20 protein-coding genes and 1 riboswitch are annotated in these 21,505 nt (G+C 72.0%); of the genes, 3 read left to right on the top strand and 17 right to left on the bottom strand.

The genetic code is table 11. The features are described from left to right. Nucleotides 1–3: 3 nt before the first annotated feature. The 7 genes from BIV25_RS27295 to BIV25_RS27325 all read right to left on the bottom strand — a co-directional run bounded on the left by BIV25_RS27295 (nucleotide 4) and on the right by BIV25_RS27325 (nucleotide 7,997). The gene (locus BIV25_RS27295; protein WP_071375136.1) at nucleotides 4–1,104 is read right to left on the bottom strand and encodes a hypothetical protein; all 1,101 of its coding nucleotides are present in this window, start codon (nucleotides 1,102–1,104) and stop codon (nucleotides 4–6) included. 345 nt (nucleotides 1,105–1,449) lie between these two features. Then, nucleotides 1,450–2,622: an acyl-CoA dehydrogenase family protein gene (locus BIV25_RS27305; RefSeq protein ID WP_071375092.1), complete on the bottom strand. Its 1,173-nt coding sequence runs from the start codon at nucleotides 2,620–2,622 to the stop codon at nucleotides 1,450–1,452. A 273-nt stretch (nucleotides 2,623–2,895) separates the two neighbouring features. Beyond that, nucleotides 2,896–3,549, bottom strand: a complete 654-nt coding sequence (locus tag BIV25_RS27310; protein WP_071375093.1) for a TetR/AcrR family transcriptional regulator — start codon at nucleotides 3,547–3,549, stop codon at nucleotides 2,896–2,898. An 81-nt stretch (nucleotides 3,550–3,630) separates the two neighbouring features. Continuing rightward, nucleotides 3,631–3,771 (bottom strand): SCO1431 family membrane protein, encoded by a 141-nt coding sequence (locus tag BIV25_RS49560; RefSeq protein WP_107486351.1) that lies wholly within the window; start codon nucleotides 3,769–3,771, stop codon nucleotides 3,631–3,633. Nucleotides 3,772–3,872: 101 nt separating this feature from the next. After that, nucleotides 3,873–5,249, bottom strand: coding sequence for a peptidase C39 family protein (locus tag BIV25_RS27315; RefSeq protein ID WP_071375094.1), 1,377 nt, complete (start codon nucleotides 5,247–5,249; stop codon nucleotides 3,873–3,875). A 187-nt stretch (nucleotides 5,250–5,436) separates the two neighbouring features. After that, entirely contained in the window at nucleotides 5,437–6,978 is a 1,542-nt protein-coding gene (locus BIV25_RS27320) for an amino acid permease (protein WP_071375095.1), read from the bottom strand. A 62-nt stretch (nucleotides 6,979–7,040) separates the two neighbouring features. Then, nucleotides 7,041–7,997, bottom strand: coding sequence for a hypothetical protein (locus BIV25_RS27325; RefSeq protein ID WP_177235430.1), 957 nt, complete (start codon nucleotides 7,995–7,997; stop codon nucleotides 7,041–7,043). Nucleotides 7,998–8,211: 214 nt separating this feature from the next. Between BIV25_RS27325 and BIV25_RS27330 the strand changes: the two genes are divergently transcribed. Both BIV25_RS27330 and BIV25_RS27335 read left to right on the top strand, forming a co-directional pair. Then, on the top strand, nucleotides 8,212–8,832 hold the full coding sequence (locus BIV25_RS27330; protein ID WP_079176922.1) for a uridine kinase: 621 nt from the start codon (nucleotides 8,212–8,214) through the stop codon (nucleotides 8,830–8,832). A gap of 426 nt (nucleotides 8,833–9,258) precedes the next feature. Beyond that, entirely contained in the window at nucleotides 9,259–11,121 is a 1,863-nt protein-coding gene (locus tag BIV25_RS27335) for an AAA family ATPase (protein ID WP_071375097.1), read from the top strand. Between the two features lie 79 nt (nucleotides 11,122–11,200). On the opposite strand, the gene BIV25_RS27340 is transcribed toward BIV25_RS27335, so the two are convergent. The 9 genes from BIV25_RS27340 to BIV25_RS27380 all read right to left on the bottom strand — a co-directional run bounded on the left by BIV25_RS27340 (nucleotide 11,201) and on the right by BIV25_RS27380 (nucleotide 18,639). Next, a complete protein-coding gene (locus BIV25_RS27340; RefSeq protein WP_071375098.1) occupies nucleotides 11,201–12,274 on the bottom strand; it encodes a hemolysin family protein in 1,074 nt (357 codons plus the stop codon). Further along, nucleotides 12,271–13,605 (bottom strand): hemolysin family protein, encoded by a 1,335-nt coding sequence (locus tag BIV25_RS27345; RefSeq protein ID WP_071375099.1) that lies wholly within the window; start codon nucleotides 13,603–13,605, stop codon nucleotides 12,271–12,273. Before BIV25_RS27345 ends, BIV25_RS27340 begins: the two co-directional genes overlap by 4 nt. A gap of 291 nt (nucleotides 13,606–13,896) precedes the next feature. Further along, on the bottom strand, nucleotides 13,897–14,361 hold the full coding sequence (locus tag BIV25_RS27350) for a PH domain-containing protein (RefSeq protein ID WP_071375100.1): 465 nt from the start codon (nucleotides 14,359–14,361) through the stop codon (nucleotides 13,897–13,899). A 15-nt stretch (nucleotides 14,362–14,376) separates the two neighbouring features. Further along, the gene (gene hisG, locus BIV25_RS27355) at nucleotides 14,377–15,225 is read right to left on the bottom strand and encodes an ATP phosphoribosyltransferase (RefSeq protein ID WP_071375101.1); all 849 of its coding nucleotides are present in this window, start codon (nucleotides 15,223–15,225) and stop codon (nucleotides 14,377–14,379) included. 62 nt (nucleotides 15,226–15,287) lie between these two features. Next, entirely contained in the window at nucleotides 15,288–15,560 is a 273-nt protein-coding gene (locus BIV25_RS27360) for a phosphoribosyl-ATP diphosphatase (RefSeq protein ID WP_071375102.1), read from the bottom strand. Between the two features lie 34 nt (nucleotides 15,561–15,594). Next, complete coding sequence (ribH, locus tag BIV25_RS27365; RefSeq protein WP_071375103.1) at nucleotides 15,595–16,080, bottom strand: 6,7-dimethyl-8-ribityllumazine synthase; 486 nt, start codon at nucleotides 16,078–16,080, stop codon at nucleotides 15,595–15,597. Between the two features lie 23 nt (nucleotides 16,081–16,103). Further along, nucleotides 16,104–17,396, bottom strand: a complete 1,293-nt coding sequence (locus BIV25_RS27370; protein WP_071375104.1) for a bifunctional 3,4-dihydroxy-2-butanone-4-phosphate synthase/GTP cyclohydrolase II — start codon at nucleotides 17,394–17,396, stop codon at nucleotides 16,104–16,106. After that, nucleotides 17,393–18,034, bottom strand: coding sequence for a nicotinamide riboside transporter PnuC (gene pnuC / locus BIV25_RS27375; RefSeq protein ID WP_071375105.1), 642 nt, complete (start codon nucleotides 18,032–18,034; stop codon nucleotides 17,393–17,395). The genes BIV25_RS27370 and pnuC overlap by 4 nt, the downstream gene beginning before the upstream one ends. Further along, the gene (locus tag BIV25_RS27380) at nucleotides 18,031–18,639 is read right to left on the bottom strand and encodes a riboflavin synthase (RefSeq protein ID WP_071375106.1); all 609 of its coding nucleotides are present in this window, start codon (nucleotides 18,637–18,639) and stop codon (nucleotides 18,031–18,033) included. Before BIV25_RS27380 ends, pnuC begins: the two co-directional genes overlap by 4 nt. 155 nt (nucleotides 18,640–18,794) lie before the next feature. Beyond that, a riboswitch (FMN riboswitch) is annotated at nucleotides 18,795–18,925 on the bottom strand. Nucleotides 18,926–19,283: 358 nt separating this feature from the next. Here BIV25_RS27380 and BIV25_RS27385 point away from each other — a divergent pair. After that, the gene (locus BIV25_RS27385; protein WP_071375107.1) at nucleotides 19,284–20,027 is read left to right on the top strand and encodes an SDR family oxidoreductase; all 744 of its coding nucleotides are present in this window, start codon (nucleotides 19,284–19,286) and stop codon (nucleotides 20,025–20,027) included. A 142-nt stretch (nucleotides 20,028–20,169) separates the two neighbouring features. Here the strand turns inward: BIV25_RS27385 and BIV25_RS27390 are convergent, their stop codons facing one another. Then, a complete protein-coding gene (locus BIV25_RS27390) occupies nucleotides 20,170–21,429 on the bottom strand; it encodes an ROK family transcriptional regulator (RefSeq protein WP_071375108.1) in 1,260 nt (419 codons plus the stop codon). Nucleotides 21,430–21,505 lie beyond the last annotated feature (76 nt).

The following is a 21,505-nucleotide window of genomic DNA, read 5'->3' on the forward strand; positions in this document are numbered from 1 at the left end:
CCCTCAGGGCGCGACCGAGTCGAAGCCGGTGAAGCCGCTCGGGTCGTGCCGGCCGAACGAGCCGTGTTCGAAGATGCCGTACCCGGTGCGTCCGTCGAGCCGGAAGCGGGCGGAGTGGTCGGTGACGCCGTAGGCGGCGAGCGGGTGCGGCGCCGTCATGTCGTACGTGCGGCGGTCGGTCCAGCCGGGTCCGCGCCAGGTGCCGTGCTGCCAGTCGTCGGCGGGCGGGTAGCCGGCGCCGACGGCGAGCGGCGAGGAGGTCAGGATCTCGACGTCGAGCTTCCGGGAGCTGCGGCCGTCGCCCAGGTGGACCACCGCCCGCTGCGGGTGGCGGGTGCCGGGGCGGTAGCTGATCTCGGCCTGGGGCCAGCCCAGTTGGCGGTCGCGGTGGCCGGGGCGGACGAGGGTCGCGTCGTTCAGGGAGCGGTGGCCGTCGGCGTCCTCCTGGGTGACGACCATCAGGAAGCGGTCCTCGAAGCGGACCGGGCACCAGATCCAGTGGAAGCCCTCGGTGGGGTGGTTCTCGGCGAGCGGTCCGCCGTCCTCGCCCGGGATCGGCCGCACGCCCCAGCTGCGGTCCCGGGTGCCGGTCCAGTCCGCGGCGGTGACCCGGAACTCCTCTCCCCCGGCCCGGATCACGCCCTCGGCGGTGCCGGCCTGCACGAAGCGGCGGCCCTCCAGGGTGAGCCGGTCGCCCCGGCGCTGGAGGTGGTGCGGCTCCCACAGCGCGGGGAAGGCGGCCGTCCAGGTGAGGTCGTACGAGAGCTGCTCGTCCGCGCAGCTCAGGCGCAGCCGGCGCAGCGGCTCGGCGACCTCGATGCGCAGCGGGCCGACGGCGAGCCGCATGCGGTCCTCGCCGAGGGCGTCGCAGGCGCGGACGGCGTGCAGGGTGTCGCCGGTGCGCAGGGTGGCGTAGGCGTCGATCACGCCGAGGTTGGGGTAGACGCCGAGGCCCAGGATGAGCAGGGCCCGCCCGGCGTGGTCGAGGACGTGGAAGATGCAGCGGTCGTAGGCGTTGCGGTCCCCGGTGGCCACGTGCTTCATGGACAGCGGCACCTGGTGCACGGGGTACTCGTCGAGCGGTACGGGACGGTCGTCGGCCACGGACACCCCCTGGTGGACGGTCCGCTGACGGTACGTCAGATGATGGGAGGTGGCCAGAGCGGGAACCGGACGCCCGTGAACTGACGCCCGATTCCACGGGGCGGTGACCTGTCCGGCCTGGACGGCGTTGCCCGGGTATGACCATCATGTACGAAGACACCGGGCGTCAGCGCCGGCTCTTCGTCCCACGCCCGGCGGAATCGGTTCCGCCTCCGCCGACGCCGCAGGATCCGCCCATCTACCGCGCCCTCATGCGGGCCTGGGCCGACCGGGGCCGCACCCTGCCGGGCCGCCACGACCCGGAGTGGACCAGGCTGGCGGCCCCCACGGTCCTCAGGGGGGAGTTCAGCGACCCTCGGGTCCCGCCACATGACGGGCGATGACCATCCGCTGGATCTGGTTGGTGCCCTCGACGATCTGGAGGACCTTGGCCTCGCGCAGGTAGCGCTCGGCCGGGAAGTCGGCGGTGTAGCCGTAGCCGCCGAGTATCTGCACGGCGTCCGTGGTGACCTTCATGGCCGTGTCGGTGCAGTGCAGCTTGGCCATGGCGGCCTGCCGGGCGAACGGCCGGCCCGCGTCGCGCAGCCGGGCCGCCGCGAGGTAGAGCGCGCGGCCGGCCTCGATCTGGGTGGCCATGTCGGCGATCATGAAGCGCAGCCCCTGGAAGTCGGCGATGGGGCGGCCGAACTGGCGGCGCTCGGTGGCGTACGCGACCGCCTGGTCCAGCGCGGCCTGGGCGAGGCCGATCGCGCAGGCCGCGATGCCGAGCCGGCCGGAGTCGAGCGCGGACAGGGCGATCGAGAAGCCCTGACCCTCCTCGCCGATCCGCCGGTCGTCCCCGATGCGGACGCCGTCGAGGTGGACCTGTGCGGTGGGTGAGCCCTTCAGGCCCATCTTCTTCTCGGGCGCTGCCCCGCTGAGGCCGGGTGCGTCGCCGGGGACCAGGAAGGCGGTGATGCCGCGCGGGCCGTCCTCGCCGGTGCGGGCCATCACGGTGTAGAAGTCGGCGATCCCGCCGTGGGTGATCCAGGCCTTGGTGCCGTCCAGCACCCAGCCGTCGCCCTCCCGCACGGCCTTCGTCCGCAGGGACGCGGCGTCCGAACCGGAGGACGGCTCGGAGAGGCAGTAGGCGCCGAGCAGACCGCCGCCGAGCATCGCGGGCAGGTGCTCGACCTGCTGCTGCTTGGTGCCGTAGGTGGCGAGCGCGTAAGAGGCGAGCGTGTGCACGCTGACGCCCATGCCCACGGTGAGCCGGGCCATGGCCAGCTCCTCCAGGACCTGGAGGTAGACCTCGTAGGGCTGGTCGCCGCCGCCGCACTCGGCGCCGTAGGGCAGGCCGAGCAGGCCCGACTCGGAGAGCAGGGTGAAGACCTCGCGCGGGAAGCGGCCCGCTTCCTCCTCCTCGGCGGCCCTCGGCGCGATCTCGCGCTGGGCGATCTCACGGACGAGGGCGAGCAGATCCCTCGCCTCTTCCGTGGGCAGTTGACGCTCCACCGGCTGCGGGGCGCGGTCGGACATGGCGTCGGTCTCCTCCCTGTCGGGCGCAGGCGGGTGGCCCGTGGGGTGGGAGCGGCTCCGCCTGATCGTTCCGGATGGCCGCGGGCGCCCGCTCCCGGGTCTCGGGAGTTGCTGACCAGCGGCTCTGCGCTGTGAGTATGCCCGATCGGGGACCTCCCGTCACCAGTTAACGACCGCTTACTTCAAGAAAGCTGCGCTACCGAGTGCGCGCAGCTGTGAGCGGAAAGTGACGGGGGTCTTCACGCTGCCGTACGTACGCCGGACGACCGGGTGTCAGCCGTCGCGGCGGGCCGGCTGCGGGGCCGGGTGGGCCGGATCCAGCTCCTCCACGGCGCGCAGGACGCCGCCCAGCGTCTTCACCAGCAGCTCGCGCATGAGGTCGCGGGACAGCCCGGGGCGGTCGATCCAGTCCAGGGTCGCGCCCTCGACGCTGCACACCCAGGACAGCAGGCCCATCCGGGCGGGCGCGGAGATGTCCCGGCGGCCGTAGGCGCCCTCGGCGATGGTATCGATGATCGCCTCGCGCACGCCGTCCCGTACTGCGTGCACCTCGGTGTCGAAGCCGACGCCGCCGCTGACGATCGTGCGGTACGCGGCCTGGTGGTGCTCGGCGTAGCGCAGATAGCCTTCGATGGTGCGGTGGACGCGGTCGACGGCGGCCAGGTCGCGCCCGCTCGCCGCGAAGGTGACCAGGTCGGCGACGGAGTCCTGGATGATCGCCAGGTAGTAGCCCCGCTTGGACTGGAAGTAGTAGTAGATCAGCCCCTTGGCGACATGCGCCTGGCGGGCGATGTCGTCCATGGACAGCGCGTCGTAGGACGTGTCGGCGAACAACTTCCGCCCGATGGCGATGAGTTCGGCGCGACGCGCGACCGAGCGCTCGGTACCGCGCATCCGGGGACGGACGGCGGCACGCTGGTGCGGCATGTTCAATTTCGACCCTGTTCCAGGCGGTCGGCGGGACATCGGCAGTATGTCAGAACAAGCCGCACGCGTGAGCGGGTCGGATCAGAGCAGGCCGAGCTGGGTCACGAACATCGCGACGACGGCCACGAGGACCCATCCCATGACGTGCTCGACGATCTTCGGGCCGTCGTCGCGGGGCCCTCCGGTGCGGGCGCGGGTGGCGGTGGCCGGGTGTGCGGTCATGGTGGTACTCGCAGAGGTCGGACGTACAGAACAGGTTCCCCACCCGTTTGTCCACCTTGCCACCCGCGACGGCTTTTGCGGTGATGAGCTTGCTCACACGGTCAGCACACGCCCACCGCCGCGAGCGCCTTGCGCCGACGCGGGCCCGGACGCGCCGGGAAGTAGAGGTAGCAGACTCCCCCGCTGCCGGAGACGACCTTGCCGGCGGCGTTGTACCGCTTGGTCCGCAGCCAGATGTTCTCGAACTCCCGCCTGCGGTAGACCCGTCGGACCGCCGTGTCGTCCGGCGAGGCCGGATCGTTCGCGATGACGTCCCCCTCCGCGGTGAAGCCGATGACGGTCATCAGATGCCCGGAGGTGCCGTAGCCCGCGCCGGTCAACTCGGCTGCCAGGAAGGACTGGGACGTGATGACCGGGATGCCGGCCGCGACCAGCGTCTCCACCTCGGTGAGCGAGGCGAGCCGGGTGACCACGCCCTGGATGCCGTCGAAGGTGGCCGCGTAGGCGGCGTTGAACGGCCAGTTGCCGCAGCCCTCGTACTGGTAGTCGTAGGTGAACCGGGCCGCGTTGTCGACCTGCGGGTCGGCATAGGCCGGATCCACCCAGGCCAGTTGCCCGGGGGTGAGCCGGCCGCCCCAGTACTCGATGATCATCTGTGAGGAGGTGGGGCTGCACCAGGCCTCGCCGCCGTTGTCGTACTGCGGGTACTGGCCCTTGTGGATCTCCTGCGAGTAGCGCGGGACGGTCAGTTCGTGGGTGAGGCCGGGGGCGGAGGCCGGGACCGTGAAGCGGTCGGGGATGTCGGAGCCCATGGCGCCGAACCGCCAGACGGTCGGGGTCAGTTCGGTGCCGGGTCTGCGGTAGAGGGTCAGGCGCAGCCGGTACGAGACCAGGCGCAGGCCGGTGCTCGCGTCGTCGATGGCGAAGGTGTCGGTCGAGACGGCGCTCCTGCCGTCGGCCTGGCCGTCCACCGAGGTCCGCCTGATGTCCTGGTCGCCGGCCGCCCAGCGGCCCATCACGTACCAGGGGGTGACGGTGCCGTCGGAGTACGTGCCCCGGAGCTCGGCCTGGAGCCAGGTGCCCTCGGGGGTGCGGGCGTTCCAGGAGGCGACGACCTCGGTGGCCGGGACGGTGAGCAGGTGGACCGGGGAGGTCCACACGGCGTACTCCCAGGTGGCGGTCGTGCCGGTGTGCGGGTCGGGGTAGTCGGTGCGGCCGGCCGGGATGCCGATCACGACGCCGGGGCGGGCGCCGGAGACGGCCCGGACGCCCTCGGCGGTGCCTTGGCGCCACTGGCGGTGCGTGGTCCAGGCCCGGTAGTCGATGGGGCGGGCCTGCGCGCGGGCGGGCTCGTCGGCCTCGGCGGACGGCCGCTGCGCGGCGGCGGCAGCGGGGGCCACGGCACCGGCCGTGGCTGCGGCGACCGCCGCGGCTGCGGTGAGGACGGTTCTGCGGGACGGCTGCTGGGCTCTGCTCATGGGCGCGGTTACCCCCAGGTGTCCGGGTCGGGCTGGTCCGGTAGGTGGTTTGCGCCAACTATGAAGCAGGCGGCATGGCCCTGCCAGCGCTTCGGCGGATGCCGCGCGACGAATATTGGTCTGCGCCTCTGACGGCGTTCCCCGCGCCCCTGGGGGCACGGGGCGCGGGGTGCACGGGTGCGGGTGGTCAGACGAGGTCCATCGCCGCCACCTCGTCGGGGCCGCCGTAGCTGACCGGGCCCTGGAAGCGGCGGCGGGCCGTCGCGAACCACCACACCGTCGCAACGAGCAGGACGGCGGCGAGCGCGATCGGCGCGTAGTTGAAGGAGTCGACGGTGATCGGCGAGGCCTGCGGCAGCATGAACAGCACGCTGCTGAGCAGGATCCAGACCACCGCGAGCCAGCCGATGAGCCGGCCCCAGCGGCCCAGGTGCCAGGGGCCCGGTTCGAATCCGTCGCCGAGCCGCAGCCGCAGGAAGATCGGCACGGCGTAGGCGAGGAAGAGACCGACCACGTTGACGCTGACGATCGCGGTGAACGCCGTGTGGGACCACCAGCCGGGCACGACGAGGGCCAGCGAGCAGGCCACCGCGAGCCAGACCGCCTTCACGGGCGTACGGGTGCGCGTCGAGACCGAGTGCCACCAGCGCGAGCCGGGCATCGCGCCGTCCCGGGAGAAGGCGAAGATCTGCCGGGTGTTGCTGGTGAGGTTGGCGAGACCGCAGAAGAGCATCGCGCCGATGACGATGAGGAGCATGACCTTGGCGGTGCCGAGGCCGAGTGCGTCGATGAGGATCTGCACGGGAGGTGCGCCCGCGCCCGCCTCCTTGGCGTAGTCGCCAATGCTATAGACCAATGCGAGCATCAGGATCAGACCGGTGACCGCCGAATAGCCGATGGCACGGGTGATCCCCTTCGGTGCGTTGACCGTCGCATGGACCGTTTCCTCCGACATGTGGAAGCTGCCGTCGAAGCCGGTGAAGGTCCAGCTGGTCACCAGCAGACCGAGCATGCCGCCGTAAAGTCCGCTCGTGAAGCCGGTGTTGTTCTCGAAATGCGTCACGAACGAAGCCGGTTGATGATGATCGGGGATCACTATGAGTGCGCCTACGATCACGACCAGTCCGATCAGCAGCCACCAGACGGAAATGCGGTTCAGTACGGCGACGAGCTGCACGGTGTAGGTGTTGGCGAGCCCCTGCACCACGATGATCAACGCTGTGATCAGCACCGTTTGATGCGTGGTCGGCTGGTAGGAGGGCCACTGGAGGCTCACGAAGGCCTGGATGAAGGTGGCGGCCGCGTAGCCCGTGGCGGCGGTGCCACCGATCTGGCCGACGAAGTTCAGCCAACCCGTGAACCAGGACCAGGCCCCTTTGTGCCGCTTGGCGAGTTTTCCGGCGGAGAAATACAGGGCACCGCTGGTCGGATAGGCCGAGGCGACTTCCGCCATGGCCGCGCCGATGAGCAGCACCATCACGGAAACGCCGATCCAGCCGAAAACGAGAATGCGGGGGCCGCCCGCACCCATTCCGAATCCGAAGGAGGAGAAAATACCCGAGAGGATATTGATGATGGTGAAGGAGATCGCAAAATTGTCGAACGCCTGGAAGCGTCGGGTGAGTTTGCGCGGATAACCCATCGCATGCAGGGTCGCGTCGTCGTCGAGCGCGACCGCCTCTTCGCCCGCACGGGCCTTCGCCCGTGGAGCCGACATCCGTTCCGACACTGTTCGCCTTTCTCTCGGTGAGGGCGGAGCACGCGTCTCCCGGGGGTGGAGACCGTGCGGGGTCAGGCGGGCCCGGGGACGGGTAAGCCGCAGGCGCGCCGGGCCCGGGAGAGTTGTTCGGCCGGGTCGCCGAAGGCGCTCCAGGGCATGCGCGAGGCGTACGGGCCCATCGCCGTGAACACCGCCCGGGCCTCGAACTCGCGCTGGCCCATGACCAGCGCGTGCGCGAGGTAGGCCAGGTCGAGCACCGGGGTGAAGCGGTAGCCGGCCACCGCGGGCAGCCAGTTCTGGTAGATCGCGAGCGCGGTGGCACGCCACTGCGGCTGCTCCCAGACCTGGTCGGCGAGCAACTGGGTCGGGTTGTAGCTCTCCACCAGGGCGACCAGGGGCAGCAGCCGCAGGGCGGAGTCGGCGGGCGCCCGTTGGCTGAGGAAGGCGGCCACGTCCCAGGCCGCGTTCACGGAGCCGCCGTGGCGCGTGAAGAAGGAGGAGAGGAAGCGATGGTGGGCCTCGCGGTGCCAGGGGTCCAGCGAGAGGACGTGCGCGAACAGCCGCCAGGGGCCGGGCGGGGCGGTGAGCAGGCCGTGCGGGGCCGGGTCGCGCAGCCGGTGCAGCCGGGCCATGGCGAGTTTGGCCGCCCAGGGTGTGGGGTCCGCGGGGGCCAGGGCGGCGGCGCGGTCGCAGGCGGTCAGGGCGATCCGTTCCAGCGCCTCGGCGCGCTCGTCGTGCGCGTCCGCGGCCCGCAGCGCGCGCTGCACCGCGACCCGGGCCCACATCAGCGCGGCCTCGGGGGTCGGCTCCTCGGCGAGCCAGCGCTCGACCAGATCGGTGCCGGCGGCCTCGGAGGCGATAACCAGCGAGCGATGGGCACGCAGGCCGAAGTCGGAACGCGTCTCGGCGAGCGCCTCGTACGCGTATCGATAACGCCCGGCGCGCACATCGACGCATACACTCGCCAGTACCCGGTCGTCGGCGGCCGGATGCCACACATACTGCCCTTCGAATAACTCCGCAGCCATGTCCCCCTACCAGTCCCCGTACGACGCATGGTCAGTTGCGCTGGAGGCACCCTACTCACGGGCGGGCACCCCCGGAACGCCGAATTCGACATATCGGTCAGGTGATTTCCCGAATGTTTTTCCGGCCATTGACTGGCCGCCAGCCGATGGTTCAAGCCTCGACTAGACTGTTTCCGGGAATCCGCCCACACCGCCGCACACCTCGGGAACCGTCATTCGCGACCTCGCCGCCCGGCTCCGCCGGCTCCCGCCCTCCCTCGGGCCGGTCCGGCTGATCGGCGTCGACGGGCACGCCGGCTCCGGAAAGACGACGTTCACCGGGCGGTTGGCCGCCGCGCTGGACGGGGCGCCGGTGCTGCACCTCGACGACGTGGCGAGCCACGAGCAGCTGTTCGCCTGGACCGACCGGCTCATGGCCCAGGTGATCGGGCCGCTCGCCCGCGGCGAGAGCGGGCACTACGCCCCCTACGACTGGCGCGCCCGCGCCTTCGCGGCGCCGCGGCCGCTGCCGGCCGCGCCGGTGATGCTGCTGGAGGGCGTCGGCGCCGGGCGCCGGGAGCTGCGGCCGCATCTGGCGCGGCTGCTGTGGATGGAGCTGCCCCGGGAGGAGTCCTGGGCGCGCGGCCGGCTGCGGGACGGGACGGAGCAGCGGGAGTTCTGGGACGGCTGGGTCGAGGCGGAGCGCGCGCACTTCGCCGCGGACCCCTCGTACCCCCATGCCGATCTCCTGGTGACACAGACTCCGATGGGGTACGAGGTGCTGCCGGGACCCGGGTCAACCCCTGGACCGGACCAGCCCGTGACCCTGAGTGACGAGCCATCGGCAATGTGGTGAAGTTGTGAAGACGCCTGTGGGTGAACTTCCCCGAGTGCCCCAACTCTGCTTGACCGGGGGCCCGTACAGGTCTTACGTTCTCAATGTGCGGTCAATCGGAACCGCTCACGAACGCGAAGCCCCCGGTTGTTCCCCCGTGACCGGGGGCTTCGTACTGCCCTAAAGCCACTTTCCGGGCGCCCCGCGCACCGAGCCGCTCACACTCGGTCACGAAGCCGTTGTGCTCCGTCCGCTCCCACCTCGTCAAACGGCCCGTACGGCACCCTTCGGCAGGCGGTCCCCGCGCGGGTACGATGCCAACGGTGCGGGCTCGGAGCGGCTGCCTCGCACCCAGCAACTCCGGTCCGCGGCACGGCGGTTCGACCGCGGCGGCCCCGGGCGTCCGCCCGGTGGTGAACCACGGGGGCACGGTCTGTGGGGGGACGGATGGACTTCGGCACGCAGGGCCCCGACGCCCCGGCCGACCTCGCCTGGCTGCGAGGTGTCGACGCGTACACGATGGGGGCCTATCCGCAGGCGGAGGAGGAGTTCCGCACCGCGGTGCGGATGGACCCGGGCATGGCGGACGGCTGGCTCGGGCTGCACGCGCTCCGGGTCGACACCACGACCGCGCTGCTCAGAATGTTCCGGCACCGCGACCGCTTCGGCGAGCAGCGCGGCCGGCACCGCAGGCCCCTCAACTCCTGGTACTGGCTGGGCTGGTGGGTGCAGCCGGTGCTGGAGAGCCCGCGCGATCTGCTGCTGGCGCACGCCTCGCACTGGCTGGACGGCCGGCACGTGCCCGAGCTGGACCGGGCGCTCGCCGGACTGCCCCCGGTCGACACCGACCCCCAGGTGCGCTTTCTGCACGCCTGCCGCGCCTATCTGGTGAAGGACTGGGAGCAGTTGGTCCGGCACACCGACCCGCTGCTGGACGATCCGCTGCTCGGCATCGAGGCGGGCCTGTTCGGCGGCATGGCCCGGGTCCGGCTGGAGATGTACGGTCAGGCCGAGCCGCTGCTGTCGGCGGCGCTGATGCGCTGCCGCAGCGAGCAGCCGCAGCGCAAGGAGCTGCGCTACTGGCTGGCGCGGGCGCACGAGGGCACGGGCCGCTCGGCGGCGGCGCTCCCCCTGTACCGGGCCGTGCACCGCGTGGACCCCGCCTTCATGGACACCTCGGCGCGCCTCGCGGCGATCGCCGAGGGGGACGGGTACGACGACGCCGCCGGCCTCGCCGCGATCAGCCTGACCGGCGCCGGGCAGGACAGCGTCGACGGAGCGGACGGCTTCGACGCCTTCTTCGGCACCGAGAGCCGGGACCTGCGGCTGCCGGAGCCGGATCTGCCGACCGGGCCCCTGCCCTCGGTGGCCGACCCGGCGGTGCGCGCGAAGACCGGCGCCCCCTCCTCCCCGGTCCCGGCCGGGCCGACCGATCCCGCCCTGCTGGAGGAGGCACTCGCCGAGCTGGAGCGCATGGTGGGGCTGGAGCCGGTCAAGCGCCAGGTGAAGGCGCTGTCCGCACAGCTGAACATGGCCCGGCTGCGGGCCGGGCAGGGGCTGCCGGTGCAGCCGCCGAAACGGCACTTCGTCTTCTCGGGGCCGTCGGGGACCGGCAAGACCACGGTGGCCCGGATCCTCGGCCGGGTCTTCTACGCGCTCGGCCTGCTCGGCGGCGACCACCTGGTGGAGGCCCAACGGGCGGATCTCGTCGGCGAGTACCTCGGGCAGACGGCCGTGAAGGCCAACGAGCTGATCGACTCCGCGATCGGCGGGGTGCTGTTCGTGGACGAGGCGTACTCGCTGTCGAACTCCGGGTACGGCAAGGGGGACGCGTACGGCGACGAGGCCCTGCAGGTGCTGCTGAAGCGGGCCGAGGACAACCGGGACCACCTGGTGGTGATCCTGGCCGGCTACCCCGAGGGCATGGACCGGCTCCTGGCGGCGAACCCCGGGCTGTCCTCCCGCTTCACGTCTCGGGTCGACTTCCCCTCCTACCGGCCGCAGGAACTCACCGAGATCGGCAAGGTGCTGGCGGCCGAGAACGGGGACGTGTGGGACGAGGAGGCGCTGGAGGAGCTGCGCTCGATCGCCGGGCACGTGGTCGACCAGGGGTGGATCGACGAGCTGGGCAACGGCCGTTTCCTGCGGACGCTGTACGAGAAGAGCTGCGCGTACCGGGACCTGCGGCTGTCCGCCTATCTGGGCGCGCTCTCCCGGGACGACCTGGCGACGCTCCGGCTGCCCGACCTGATGCAGGCGTACGGAGAGGTGCTGTCGGGCCGGGGCCCGCAGGATCCGCCGGGCATGTGAGCGCCTCTCCGGAACGGACACGGGGAGCCGCATGACGGCCGCCTGCGGCCCGCTGTCACGCGGCTCCCCGCCGTCCGGGCTAGTTGGCGAGCACTCCCTCCGGCTCGCCGCTGGCTCTCGGCTCTGGCATCTCGCGGTGGGCCGGGTCGCGTACCTCGCCCACCAGCAGCTCCAGTACGTCCTCCAGGGCCACCAGGCCCAGCACCCGGCCGGAGGCGTCCGCCACCTGGGCCAGGTGTGTGGCCGCCCGGCGCATGACCGTGAGGGCGTCGTCGAGCGGCAGCTCGGCCCGCAGGGTGGTCATGGGGCGCCAGACGTGCTGCGGGACGGCACGGTCGGAGCTCTCCAGGTCCAGGACGTCCTTGACGTGGACGTAGCCCATGAAGGCGCCCTTGTCCGCCGCCGCGACCGGGAAACGGGAGTAGCCCGTGCGGGCCGTCAGGTCGACGATCTCGCCCGGGGTGACCGACGGCGCGACGACGACGAGGGACTCCCGGCGCAGCAGGACGTCCGTGACCGGACGGGAGCCCAGCTCCAGGGCGTCCTCCAGGCGCTCGCGCTCCTCGGGGTCGAGCAGGCCCGCCTCGCCGGAGTCCTCCAGCAGGCGGTTGAGCTGCTCGGTGGTGACGACCGCCTCCACCTCGTCCTTCGGCTCGACCCGGAACAGGCGCAGGACGGCCTGGGCGCAGGCGCCGAGGGCGACGGTGATCGGTCTGCAGACGCGGGCGAACGCGACCAGTCCGGGGCCGAGCCAGAGTGCCGCCTTCTCGGGGGCCGCCATCGCGAGGTTCTTCGGCACCATCTCGCCGATCACCAGGTGGAAGAAGACGACCGCCATCAGTGCGATCACGTAACCCAGCGGATGGATCATGCCGTCCGGCAGCCGGACCGCGGCGAACACCGGCTCCAGCAGCTGCGCCACCGTCGGCTCGGCGACCGCGCCGAGGGTCAGCGAGCAGACCGTGATGCCGAACTGGGCGGCTGCCATCATCTGCGGCAGGCGCTGCAGGCCGTAGAGCACCTGGCGGGCGCGCGCCGTGCCGAGCGGTTCGATCTGGCTGCGGCGCACGGAAACGAGCGCGAACTCGGCGCCGACGAAGAAGCCGTTGGCGAGCACGAGCAGTGCGGCGAAGGCCAGTTGGAGGACGCTCATCGGGCGGTCTCCATCACGTTCGCCGCCGGGGCCGTCCTGACCAGGCGGACCCGTTCGGCGCGGTAGTGGCCGACGCGGCGCACCGAGAGCCGCCAGCCGGGCAGTTCGGCCCGGTCGCCGGGGGCCGGGATCCTGCCGAGCAGGTCCGCGACCAGGCCGGCGACCGTCTCGTACGGCCCCTCGGGCACGTCGAGTCCTATGCGCTGGAGGATGTCGACGCGGACGCTGCCGTCGACGTCCCAGGCGGGCTTGCCGTCCTGCGGCGGGGCGACGGCGAATTCCGGCGCGTCCGGGCGGTCGTGCTCGTCGCGGACCTCGCCGACGAGTTCCTCGACGATGTCCTCCAGGGTGACGACGCCGGCGGTGCCGCCGTACTCGTCGACGACGACCGCGATGGGCTGCTCGGAGCGGAGCCGGGCGAGCAGGGGCTGGACCGGCAGGGTCTCGGGGACGAGCAGCGCCTTGCGGGCGATGCGGCTCACCGGGGTACGCAGCCGGTCGTGGACCGGGACGGCCAGGGCGTCCTTGAGGTGGGCCATGCCGACGATCTCGTCGATCTTCTCGCGGTAGACGGGGAAGCGGGACAGGCCCGTGGCCCGGGTGAGGTTCACCACGTCCTCGGCGGTGGCCGAGTCCTGGAGGGCGCTGACCTTCACACGCGGGGTCATGACGTGCTGCGCGGTCAGCTCGCCCAGGGACAGGGTGCGCACGAACAGGTCGGCGGTGTCCTGCTCCAGGGCGCCGGCCTGCGCGGAGTGCCGGGCCAGGGAGACGAGTTCGCCCGGGGTGCGGGCCGAGGCCAGCTCCTCGGCCGGCTCGACGCCGAGGGCCCGGACGAGCCGGTTGGCGACGGTGTTGAGCGCGGCGATCACCGGGCGGAACAGCCGTGAGAAGCGGGCTTGCGGGCCGACGACGAAGCGCGCGACCTGGAGCGGCTTGGAGACCGCCCAGTTCTTGGGCACCAGTTCGCCGATGACCATCTGGATCGCGGAGGCCAGCAGCATGCCGACGACCACGGCGATGCCGGAGACGACGCCGTCGGGGAGGCCGAGTGCGGCGAACGGGCCGTGCAGCAGCCGGGCCAGGGCCGGTTCGGCCAGCATGCCGACGACCAGGGAGGTGATGGTGATGCCGAGCTGGGTGCCGGAGAGCTGGAAGGACAGTTCCTTGAGCGACTCGACGACCGTACGGGCGCGTCGGTCGCCGTCGGCGGCGGCCTTCTCGGCTTCCGGGCGCTCGACCGTCACGAGGCCGAATTCGGCCGCCACGAAGAATCCGTTGGCGAGAATCAGCAGGAGGGCGGCTGCCAGGAGCAGCAGAGAGGTGGTCACGATGCCGCCGCCTTCCCGGTATGTCGGGTCGGGGCGGCGCAGGTACTACAGGACGATCCGTCCATCGCTGGAGGGAGTCACTCCTCGGGTAGCAGGAACCCCTGGACGCCGGGCGGCGTGCAGGGGCGGAGGCGCAGCGAAAAGGCCTCCGTCACCAGATTAATCAAGACAAGGGCCGCTCGGGCAGGGTGGGCGCCCCGGAGTCGGCCCCGATCTGTCCCCGAGTGAGCCCGGAGCCGCCCCCGGGGAAGCGGCGACGCCGCCCCTGAGGGGCCGTGCCCGGCCGCCGGGTCAGCCCCGGTCGTGGGCGCCGTCGACCGCCGAACGTGCCTCGGCGAGCGCGCGCAGGGCCCGCGCGTCGGCAATGGCACGCTGCTTGGCGAGACCCGGCTGGATGCCGAGCGCGGGCAGGCTGGTGCCGTCGCTGAGGTTGAGGAACACCCACGGGTCGCCCGGGCGGAGGTTCACCTGAACGATCTCGGCCCATTCCAGGCGCCGCTTGCCGGCGATGTTGACCACGGTGACGCCGGAGTCGTCGGCGACCACCTTGATCCGGGCCAGCAGAGCGAGCACCCAGAAGATGAGCGCTCCGGTGACGGCGAAGCTGAGGCGCTCCCCCGGGCCCAGCTGCTCCAGCAGCAGGCCGACCGCCGTGATGGTCAGGAAGATCGCCGCGCCGGCGGTGAGCAGGATGGCCCGGGTGTGGCCCGGCCGGAAGGTGACGGGGAGGTCGGGAAGGGGAGTCGGGTCGGACATCGGTCGGCGTGTCCCTCAGAGGCGGCAGGCGTGGATGGCCGTGGTGAGGATGGCGCGGGCGCCGATGGCGTAGAGGTCGTCCATGATCCGCTGCGCCTCCTTGGCGGGCACCATGGCGCGGACCGCGACCCAGCCCTCGTTGTGCAGCGGGGAGACGGTCGGGGACTCCAGGCCGGGGGTGAGCGCGACGGCCTTCTCCAGCTGCTCGACACGGCAGTCGTAGTCCATCATCACGTACGTCCGCGCGACCAGGACGCCCTGGAGACGGCGCAGGAACTGCTGGACCTTCGCGTCCTCGGTGCCGGCGCCGGAGCGGCGGATGACGATCGCCTCGGACTTCATGATCGGCTCGCCGAAGACCTCCAGGCCGGCGTTGCGCAGGCTGGTGCCGGTCTCGACGACGTCGGCGATGACCTCGGCGACGCCCAGCTCGATCGCGGTCTCGACGGCGCCGTCGAGGTGGACCACGGAGGCGTCGATGCCGCTGTCCGCGAGGTGCCCGGCGACGATGCCCTCGTAGGACGTGGCGACCGTCCTGCCCTTGAGGTCCTCGGTGCCGGTCGCCGTGCCGGGCTTGGCGGCGAAGCGGAAGGTGGAGCGGGCGAAGCCGAGCGGCAGGATCTCCTCGGCGTCGGCGCCCGAGTCGATCAGCAGGTCGCGGCCGGTGATGCCCACGTCGAGGCGGCCGGAGGCGACGTAGATCGCGATGTCGCGGGGGCGGAGGTAGAAGAACTCGACCTCGTTGACCGGGTCGACGATCCGCAGTTCCTTGGACTCGCGGCGCTGCTGGTAGCCGGCCTCATGCAGCATGTCCGCCGCAGGGCCGGACAGGGAACCCTTGTTGGGGACGGCGATGCGCAGCATGAGGTCGGCTTCCTTTGCGTGACGGGGTTCTTACGGCTGGTACGGCTGGAACAGCAGGCTGTTCACAGGTGGGCGTAGACGTCGTCCAGGGAGATCCCGCGGGCGACCATCATCACCTGGACGTGGTAGAGCAGCTGCGAGATCTCCTCGGCTGCCGCTTCCTTGCCCTCGTACTCGGCGGCCATCCAGACCTCGGCGGCCTCCTCGACGACCTTCTTGCCGATGGCATGGACACCCTTGCCGACCAGCTCTGCGGTGCGGGAGGTGACGGGATCGCCGTGGGCGGCCTTGTGCTGGAGCTCGGTGAAGAGCTCCTCGAACGTCTTCTTGGACATGGTGTCCCCCACCCTAGCCGTTGTGGTGGCCGACCTAGTGCCAGGGTTCGGATACTGAGCGCAGCGTGGCCGCCGTCGCCACCGCCGCCGTCACCGCCTCGTGCCCCTTGTCCTCGTTCGAGCCCTCGATGCCGGCCCGGTCCAGGGCCTGCTCCTCGGTGTCGCAGGTGAGCACGCCGAAGCCGACGGGGACGCCGGTCTCGATGCTGACCTGGGTGAGGCCCTGGGTGACGCCCTGGCACACGTAGTCGAAGTGGGGCGTGCCGCCGCGGATGACGACGCCGAGGGCGACCACCGCGTCGTAGCCGCGGCCCGCGAGGACCTTGGCGGCGACCGGGAGCTCGAAGCTGCCCGGGACCCGGATCAGGGTCGGCTCGTCGATCCCCAGGTCGTGCAGGGCGCGCAGGGCGCCGTTCACCAGACCGTCCATTACCTTCTCGTGCCACTGCGCCGCGATGACGGCGACCCTGAGGTCGCTCGCACCCCGTACGGACAGCTCCGGTGCACCCTTGCCGCTCACGTGTCTCCTCAGTGCTCTCTTGCTTACTGGTTGCCGCAGGCCGCCGCCACGGCGGGCGTGTCGAGCCAGGGCAGGTCGTGTCCCATCCGGTCGCGCTTGGTGCGCAGGTACCGCAGATTGTGCTCCCCGGCCTGGACCGGCATCGGTTCGCGGTCGGTGACCTTGATGCCGTGGCTACGCAACGCGTCCGTCTTGTCCGGGTTGTTGGTCATCAGCCGGACGCTGCGCACGCCGAGGTCGGCGAGGATCTGCGCGCCCGCGCCGTAGTCCCGGGCGTCGGCCGGCAGACCGAGTTCGAGGTTGGCGTCGAGCGTGTCGCGGCCCTGCTCCTGGAGTTCGTACGCCCGGAGCTTGGACAGCAGGCCGATGCCGCGGCCCTCGTGTCCGCGCAGGTAGACCACGACGCCCCGGCCCTCCTCCTGGATGCGTTCCAGGGCCGTGTCCAGCTGGGGGCCGCAGTCACAGCGCAGGGAGCCGAAGACGTCGCCGGTGAGGCATTCGGAGTGGACGCGGACCAGGACGTCCGCCCCGTCGCCGAGCTCGCCGTGCACGAGGGCGACGTGCTCGACGCCGTCGGCGACGGCCCGGTAGCCGTAGGCGGTGAAGGTGCCGTGGGCGGTGGGCAGCCGGGTCTCGGCCTCGCGGCGGACGGTGGGCTCGCTGCTGCGGCGGTAGGCGATCAGGTCCTCGATGGAGATGATCGTCAGGCCGTGCTTGCGGGCGAACGGGATCAGCTCGGGCAGCCGGAGCATCCGGCCGTCCTCGCCGGCGATCTCCACGATGGCGCCGGCCGGACGCAGGCCCGCGAGCCGGGCGAGGTCGACGGCGGCCTCGGTGTGGCCGTTGCGCACGAGGACGCCGCCGGGCCGGGCGCGCAGCGGGAAGACATGGCCGGGGCGGACGAAGTCCGTGTGCTCGGCGGTGCCGCCTGCCAGCAGCTGAAGCGTGGTGGCGCGGTCGGCGGCGGAGATGCCGGTGGTGACGCCGTGCGCGGCGGAGGCGTCCACGGAGACGGTGAAGGCGGTCTTCATCGACTCGGTGTTGTCCTCCACCATCTGCGGCAGCCGCAGCCGGTCGAGTTCGTCGCCCTCCATGGGGGCGCAGATCAGGCCCCGGCACTCGCTCATCATGAAGGCGACGATCTCGGGGGTCGCCTTCTCGGCGGCGATGACGAGGTCGCCCTCGTTCTCCCGGTCCTCGTCGTCCACGACCACGACGGGGCGGCCCGCGGCGATGTCGGCGACGGCCTGTTCGACGGGGTCGAGCAGGAAGTCCTCGAGGGGATCGATGTCGTGGAGCAGGGGTGCCGCGGTCATGCCGGAGCTCCTTCCAGGACGGGCTGCGGACGCCTGCGGGAGCGCAGCCACCAGTCGCGCATGCCCCACAGGACGAGCGCGCCGTAGATGACGTAGACGAAGCCGGAGAAGGCGTAGCCGTTGGTGAAGTTGAGGGGGACGCCGACGAGGTCGACGAGGAGCCAGGCGATCCAGAACTCGACCATGCCCTTGGCCTGGGCGTACATGGCGACGACGGTGCCGACGAAGATGTACGCGTCCGGCCAGGGGTCCCAGGACAGGCTCGGGTACGCCTGGAAGAACAGGGCGACGGCGACCGTGCCCACGGCGGCCGCGGCGAGCATGGCCGCGCGCTCGCGCCAGGTGGCGAAGCGGGGCGTGATGTGGCCGTCGCCGGAGCGGTCCTTGGTGCGCTGCCACTGCCACCAGCCGTACAGGGCGACGGCCATGACGACGGCCTGCTTGCCGGCGCTGCCGGTCAGATGGCCGTAGAAGGCGGCGAAGAGGACGAGGCCGGAGAGGAACTGCACGGGCCAGGTCCACAGCGAGCGGCGCCAGCCGAGGGCGAGGGTGATCAGGCCGAGGATGTTGCCGACCATGTCCGACCAGATGATGCGCTGGCCGAAGAGGGTGAAGGCCTCGGAGTTCAGCCAGTTCACTTGCCGGCTCCCTGGGCGCGGTCGCCGAGGAGACGCTCGACGTACTTGGCGATGACGTCGACCTCCAGGTTGACCGGGTCGCCGGCCTGCTTCACGCCGAGCGTGGTCAGGTCGAGGGTGGTCGGGATGAGGCTGACCGTGAAGAAGTCCGGGCCGGCCTCGACGACGGTGAGGCTGATGCCGTCGACGGTGATGGAGCCCTTCTCGACCACGTAGCGGGCGAGGTCCGCGGGCAGCGAGATCTTCACGATCTCCCAGTTCTCGGACGGCGTGCGCGCCAGCACCTCGCCGGTGCCGTCGACGTGGCCCTGCACGATGTGGCCGCCGAGGCGGGCGCCGACGGCGGTGGGGCGTTCGAGGTTGACGCGGGAGCCGACGGTGAGCGCGCCGAGGCTGGAGCGGTTCAGGGTCTCGGCCATGACGTCGGCCGTGAACTCGTCGCCCTCGTGCTCGACGACGGTGAGACAGACGCCGTTCACGGCGATGGAGTCGCCGTGCTGCGCGCCCTCGGTCACGACGGGGCCACGGAGCTTGAAGCGGGAGGCGTCGCCGAGGTTCTCGACGGCGGTGACCTCACCCAGCTCTTCGACGATTCCGGTGAACACTTCCCGGGTCCTCCTGCCTCTTCGGGCACGGACTCCGGGGCCTGTCGATGACGACAGCTGGTACGAGTGAGCACGACAGGACGACGCCGAGAAGGACCCGTCCGGGTACGGACGAGCCCAGATACGACGGCGCACACGAAAGACGTGCCCGCTCGCCGCGCACTGCCTCCCATCCGGACTTTAACCGTCGGTCCAGGAATTTCACCTGGTCAACCGGCCGCTGGAAGCGACCGGGTCGCGGACTGTAACCGCCGGTTCGGACTTTCACCGACCCCGGAGTGCGCTGCTTCTGGTACATGGCCAGTGTGCCATGCCGGACCGACATCCAGACAGGCGAGGCGTGTGGCCTCCCTCACAGCGCGTGTCAGCACCCTTGCGCGGCGCAGCCACAGCGGGCAACTGCCGTTCGGGGAGGTCCGGTTGACGGTGGCCGGGACGGTGGCCCGGACCATTGACCGTACTGGTCTAGTCCTTTTAGGGTGCGGACGGGTCCGGTGGCGGTGACGACGGCCCTTGCCCGCCGCCGGACCGTCAGGGCGCGTGGCGCCCGTCGGTACGACGTCACGATTCCCGGGGCTGTCCGGTTCCCACTGGCGAGGGGTGCTCCGACCGGGGCACCCGGAGTCCGGAGGAACGGGAACGACATGACCACGATCCTGGTGACCGGCGGGACCGGCACGCTCGGCCGCCGCGTGACGGAGCGCCTGCGGGCGGACGGGCAGGCGGTGCGGGTGCTCAGCCGGCACGCGCAGCCGTACGCCGTCGATCTGCGCGCGGGCGGAGCCGGTCTGGACGCCGCGCTGACGGGGGTACGGACGGTGGTGCACTGCGCGAGCAGCCCGCGCGGCGGCGACGAGCGGGCGGCCGGTCAGCTCGTCTCGGCGGCGCGGCGGGCTGGGGTGGCCCACCTGGTCTACATCTCGATCGTCGGGGTCGACCGGGTGCCGTTCGGCTACTACAAGTCCAAGCTGGCCGTGGAGCGGCTGATAGCGGAGTCGGGGCTCGGCTTCACGGTGCTGCGCGCCACGCAGTTCCACGACCTGGTGGCGACGGTGCTGGGCGCACTGGCCAGGTCGCCCGTCCTGCCGCTCCCGGCCGGGGTGCCGGACCAGCCGGTGGAGGTGACCGAAGTCGCCGCCCGGCTGGCCGAGTTGGCACTCGCCGCGCCGGCCGGCCGGGTCCCGGACATGGGCGGTCCCGAGGTCCGCTCCTTCGACTCCCTGGCCCGCGCCTACCTGCAGGCGACCGGCCGCCGCCGCAGCGTGCTCCAGCTACCGCTGCCCGGCCGGACGTACCGCGCCTTCCGCGCGGGCGGCCACCTCGCACCGGAGGGAGCGGTGGGCAAGGTGACGTTCGAGGAGTACCTGGAGCGCCGCTTCACCGGCTGAGGGGGCAGCGGGGTCCGTTCGGGCCGGATCCAGAACCCGCCCCACAACAACACGAGGGCGACAACACCCACCCGGCCTCCACCGCCTCCGGGCAGACAGACCGCAAGGGAACTCCCCGTCCCACGTCCGCGGCGGCGAGGCGTCAGTGCAGGCCCGGAGGTGTGAACAGGTCGTCCTGGGCGCGGTCGCGGGCCGTCAGGAGTGCGCCGCGCAGGACGGCCGTGCCGCCGAGGGTGCCGGCCCGGACCTCCGTGCGCAGCGGTGACATCCCGCGCAGCCGCTCCTCCACCAGCCCCGCGAGCGCCGCGCCCCCGGCCTGCCCGATCTCCCCGCCGAGCACCACGCAGCCGGGGTCCAGGACGGCCACGACCGAGGCGACCCCGACCGCGAGCCGGTCGGCGAGGGCGTGCAGGAAGCGGGAGGCGGACGGGCCGGCGTTCGTGTCCGAAGCCTCCGCGCCGCCCGGCACTTCCACAGGCCCCCGCTCCGCACCGCCATCACCCGCTGCCGCCACAGCCGCTCGCACCGTCTCCGCCGTGGCCGGGCCGTCGGGGTGGGGCGGTGGCGGCAGGCCGCAGGACGTTGCCAGGCTGGCGATCGCGGCTGCTCCGGCCAGGGAGTGGAAGCCGCCGTCGCAGTCCTTCGCCGAGGGCAGTGAGCCGGTGCCCGGGACGGGCAGGAAGCCGATCTCGCCGGTGCCGCCGGAGGCCCCGCGGCGCAGGGTGCCGTCGAGGACGACCGCCGCGCCCACACCGTGGCCCAGCCAGAGCAGGACGAAGGTGTCGCGGTCCCGGGCGGCGCCCTCACGCTGTTCGGCCAGGGCGGCGAGGTTGGTCTCGTTCTCCACGGTGACGCGGGCGCCCGGCAGGCGTTCCTGGAGGGCGGCGGACAGGCTGCGGTGCCACGCGGGCAGCCCGCCGGAGTCGCGCAGGTCGCCGGTGGCCGGGTCGACGAGGCCCGGCGCACCGATGCCGACGGTGTGCAGCCGGTCCGCGCCGGCCTCCTTGGCGGTGCGCTCCACCGCGGCCACCGCCTGCTCCACGGCGGGCCCGGTGCCGGCATCCCCGCCGATCGGCACGGAAGCCTCGGCGAGCACCCGCCCGACCAGGTCCGCGACCAGCACGAAGACACCCTCGGTACGGACGTCCAGCGCGGCCAGATGGGCGCGGTCGGCGACGATGCCGTAGAGCCGGGCGTTCGGGCCGCGGCGCTGCTCCCCCGACTCGCCGACCACGGTGATCAGCCCGGCGTCGGTGAGCCGGTCCACGAGGTCGGCGACCGTCGGCCGGGAGAGCCCGGTCAGCTGTTTCAACTGCCCTGCCGTCAGCGGGCCTTCCTGCTGGAGCAGCCGCAGGGCGAGGCGGTCGTTGAGGGCCCGGGCGGTGCTGGGCGATGCGGGCATGGCGGGAATCCTAGAACCATCTTTCTATCAGGAAGGGTACCTGATAGTTTACGCCGCGGGTCGACCGGGCGCCCGG

This window comes from Streptomyces sp. MUSC 14, assembly GCF_001866675.1.
GTDB lineage: Bacteria > Actinomycetota > Actinomycetes > Streptomycetales > Streptomycetaceae > Streptomyces.

Coding starts and splice junctions, on each gene's coding strand:
- BIV25_RS27310 (WP_071375093.1), bottom strand. CDS start 3,549: ATGCCGCACCAGCGTGCCGCCGTCCGTCCCCGGATGCGCGGTACCGAG.
- BIV25_RS27335 (WP_071375097.1), top strand. CDS start 9,259: ATGGACTTCGGCACGCAGGGCCCCGACGCCCCGGCCGACCTCGCCTGG.
- BIV25_RS27325 (WP_177235430.1), bottom strand. CDS start 7,997: ATGGCTGCGGAGTTATTCGAAGGGCAGTATGTGTGGCATCCGGCCGCC.
- BIV25_RS27315 (WP_071375094.1), bottom strand. CDS start 5,249: ATGAGCAGAGCCCAGCAGCCGTCCCGCAGAACCGTCCTCACCGCAGCC.
- hisG (WP_071375101.1), bottom strand. CDS start 15,225: ATGCTGCGCATCGCCGTCCCCAACAAGGGTTCCCTGTCCGGCCCTGCG.
- BIV25_RS49560 (WP_107486351.1), bottom strand. CDS start 3,771: ATGACCGCACACCCGGCCACCGCCACCCGCGCCCGCACCGGAGGGCCC.
- BIV25_RS27305 (WP_071375092.1), bottom strand. CDS start 2,622: ATGTCCGACCGCGCCCCGCAGCCGGTGGAGCGTCAACTGCCCACGGAA.
- BIV25_RS27340 (WP_071375098.1), bottom strand. CDS start 12,274: ATGAGCGTCCTCCAACTGGCCTTCGCCGCACTGCTCGTGCTCGCCAAC.
- BIV25_RS27390 (WP_071375108.1), bottom strand. CDS start 21,429: ATGCCCGCATCGCCCAGCACCGCCCGGGCCCTCAACGACCGCCTCGCC.
- BIV25_RS27370 (WP_071375104.1), bottom strand. CDS start 17,396: ATGACCGCGGCACCCCTGCTCCACGACATCGATCCCCTCGAGGACTTC.
- BIV25_RS27385 (WP_071375107.1), top strand. CDS start 19,284: ATGACCACGATCCTGGTGACCGGCGGGACCGGCACGCTCGGCCGCCGC.
- BIV25_RS27360 (WP_071375102.1), bottom strand. CDS start 15,560: ATGTCCAAGAAGACGTTCGAGGAGCTCTTCACCGAGCTCCAGCACAAG.
- BIV25_RS27350 (WP_071375100.1), bottom strand. CDS start 14,361: ATGTCCGACCCGACTCCCCTTCCCGACCTCCCCGTCACCTTCCGGCCG.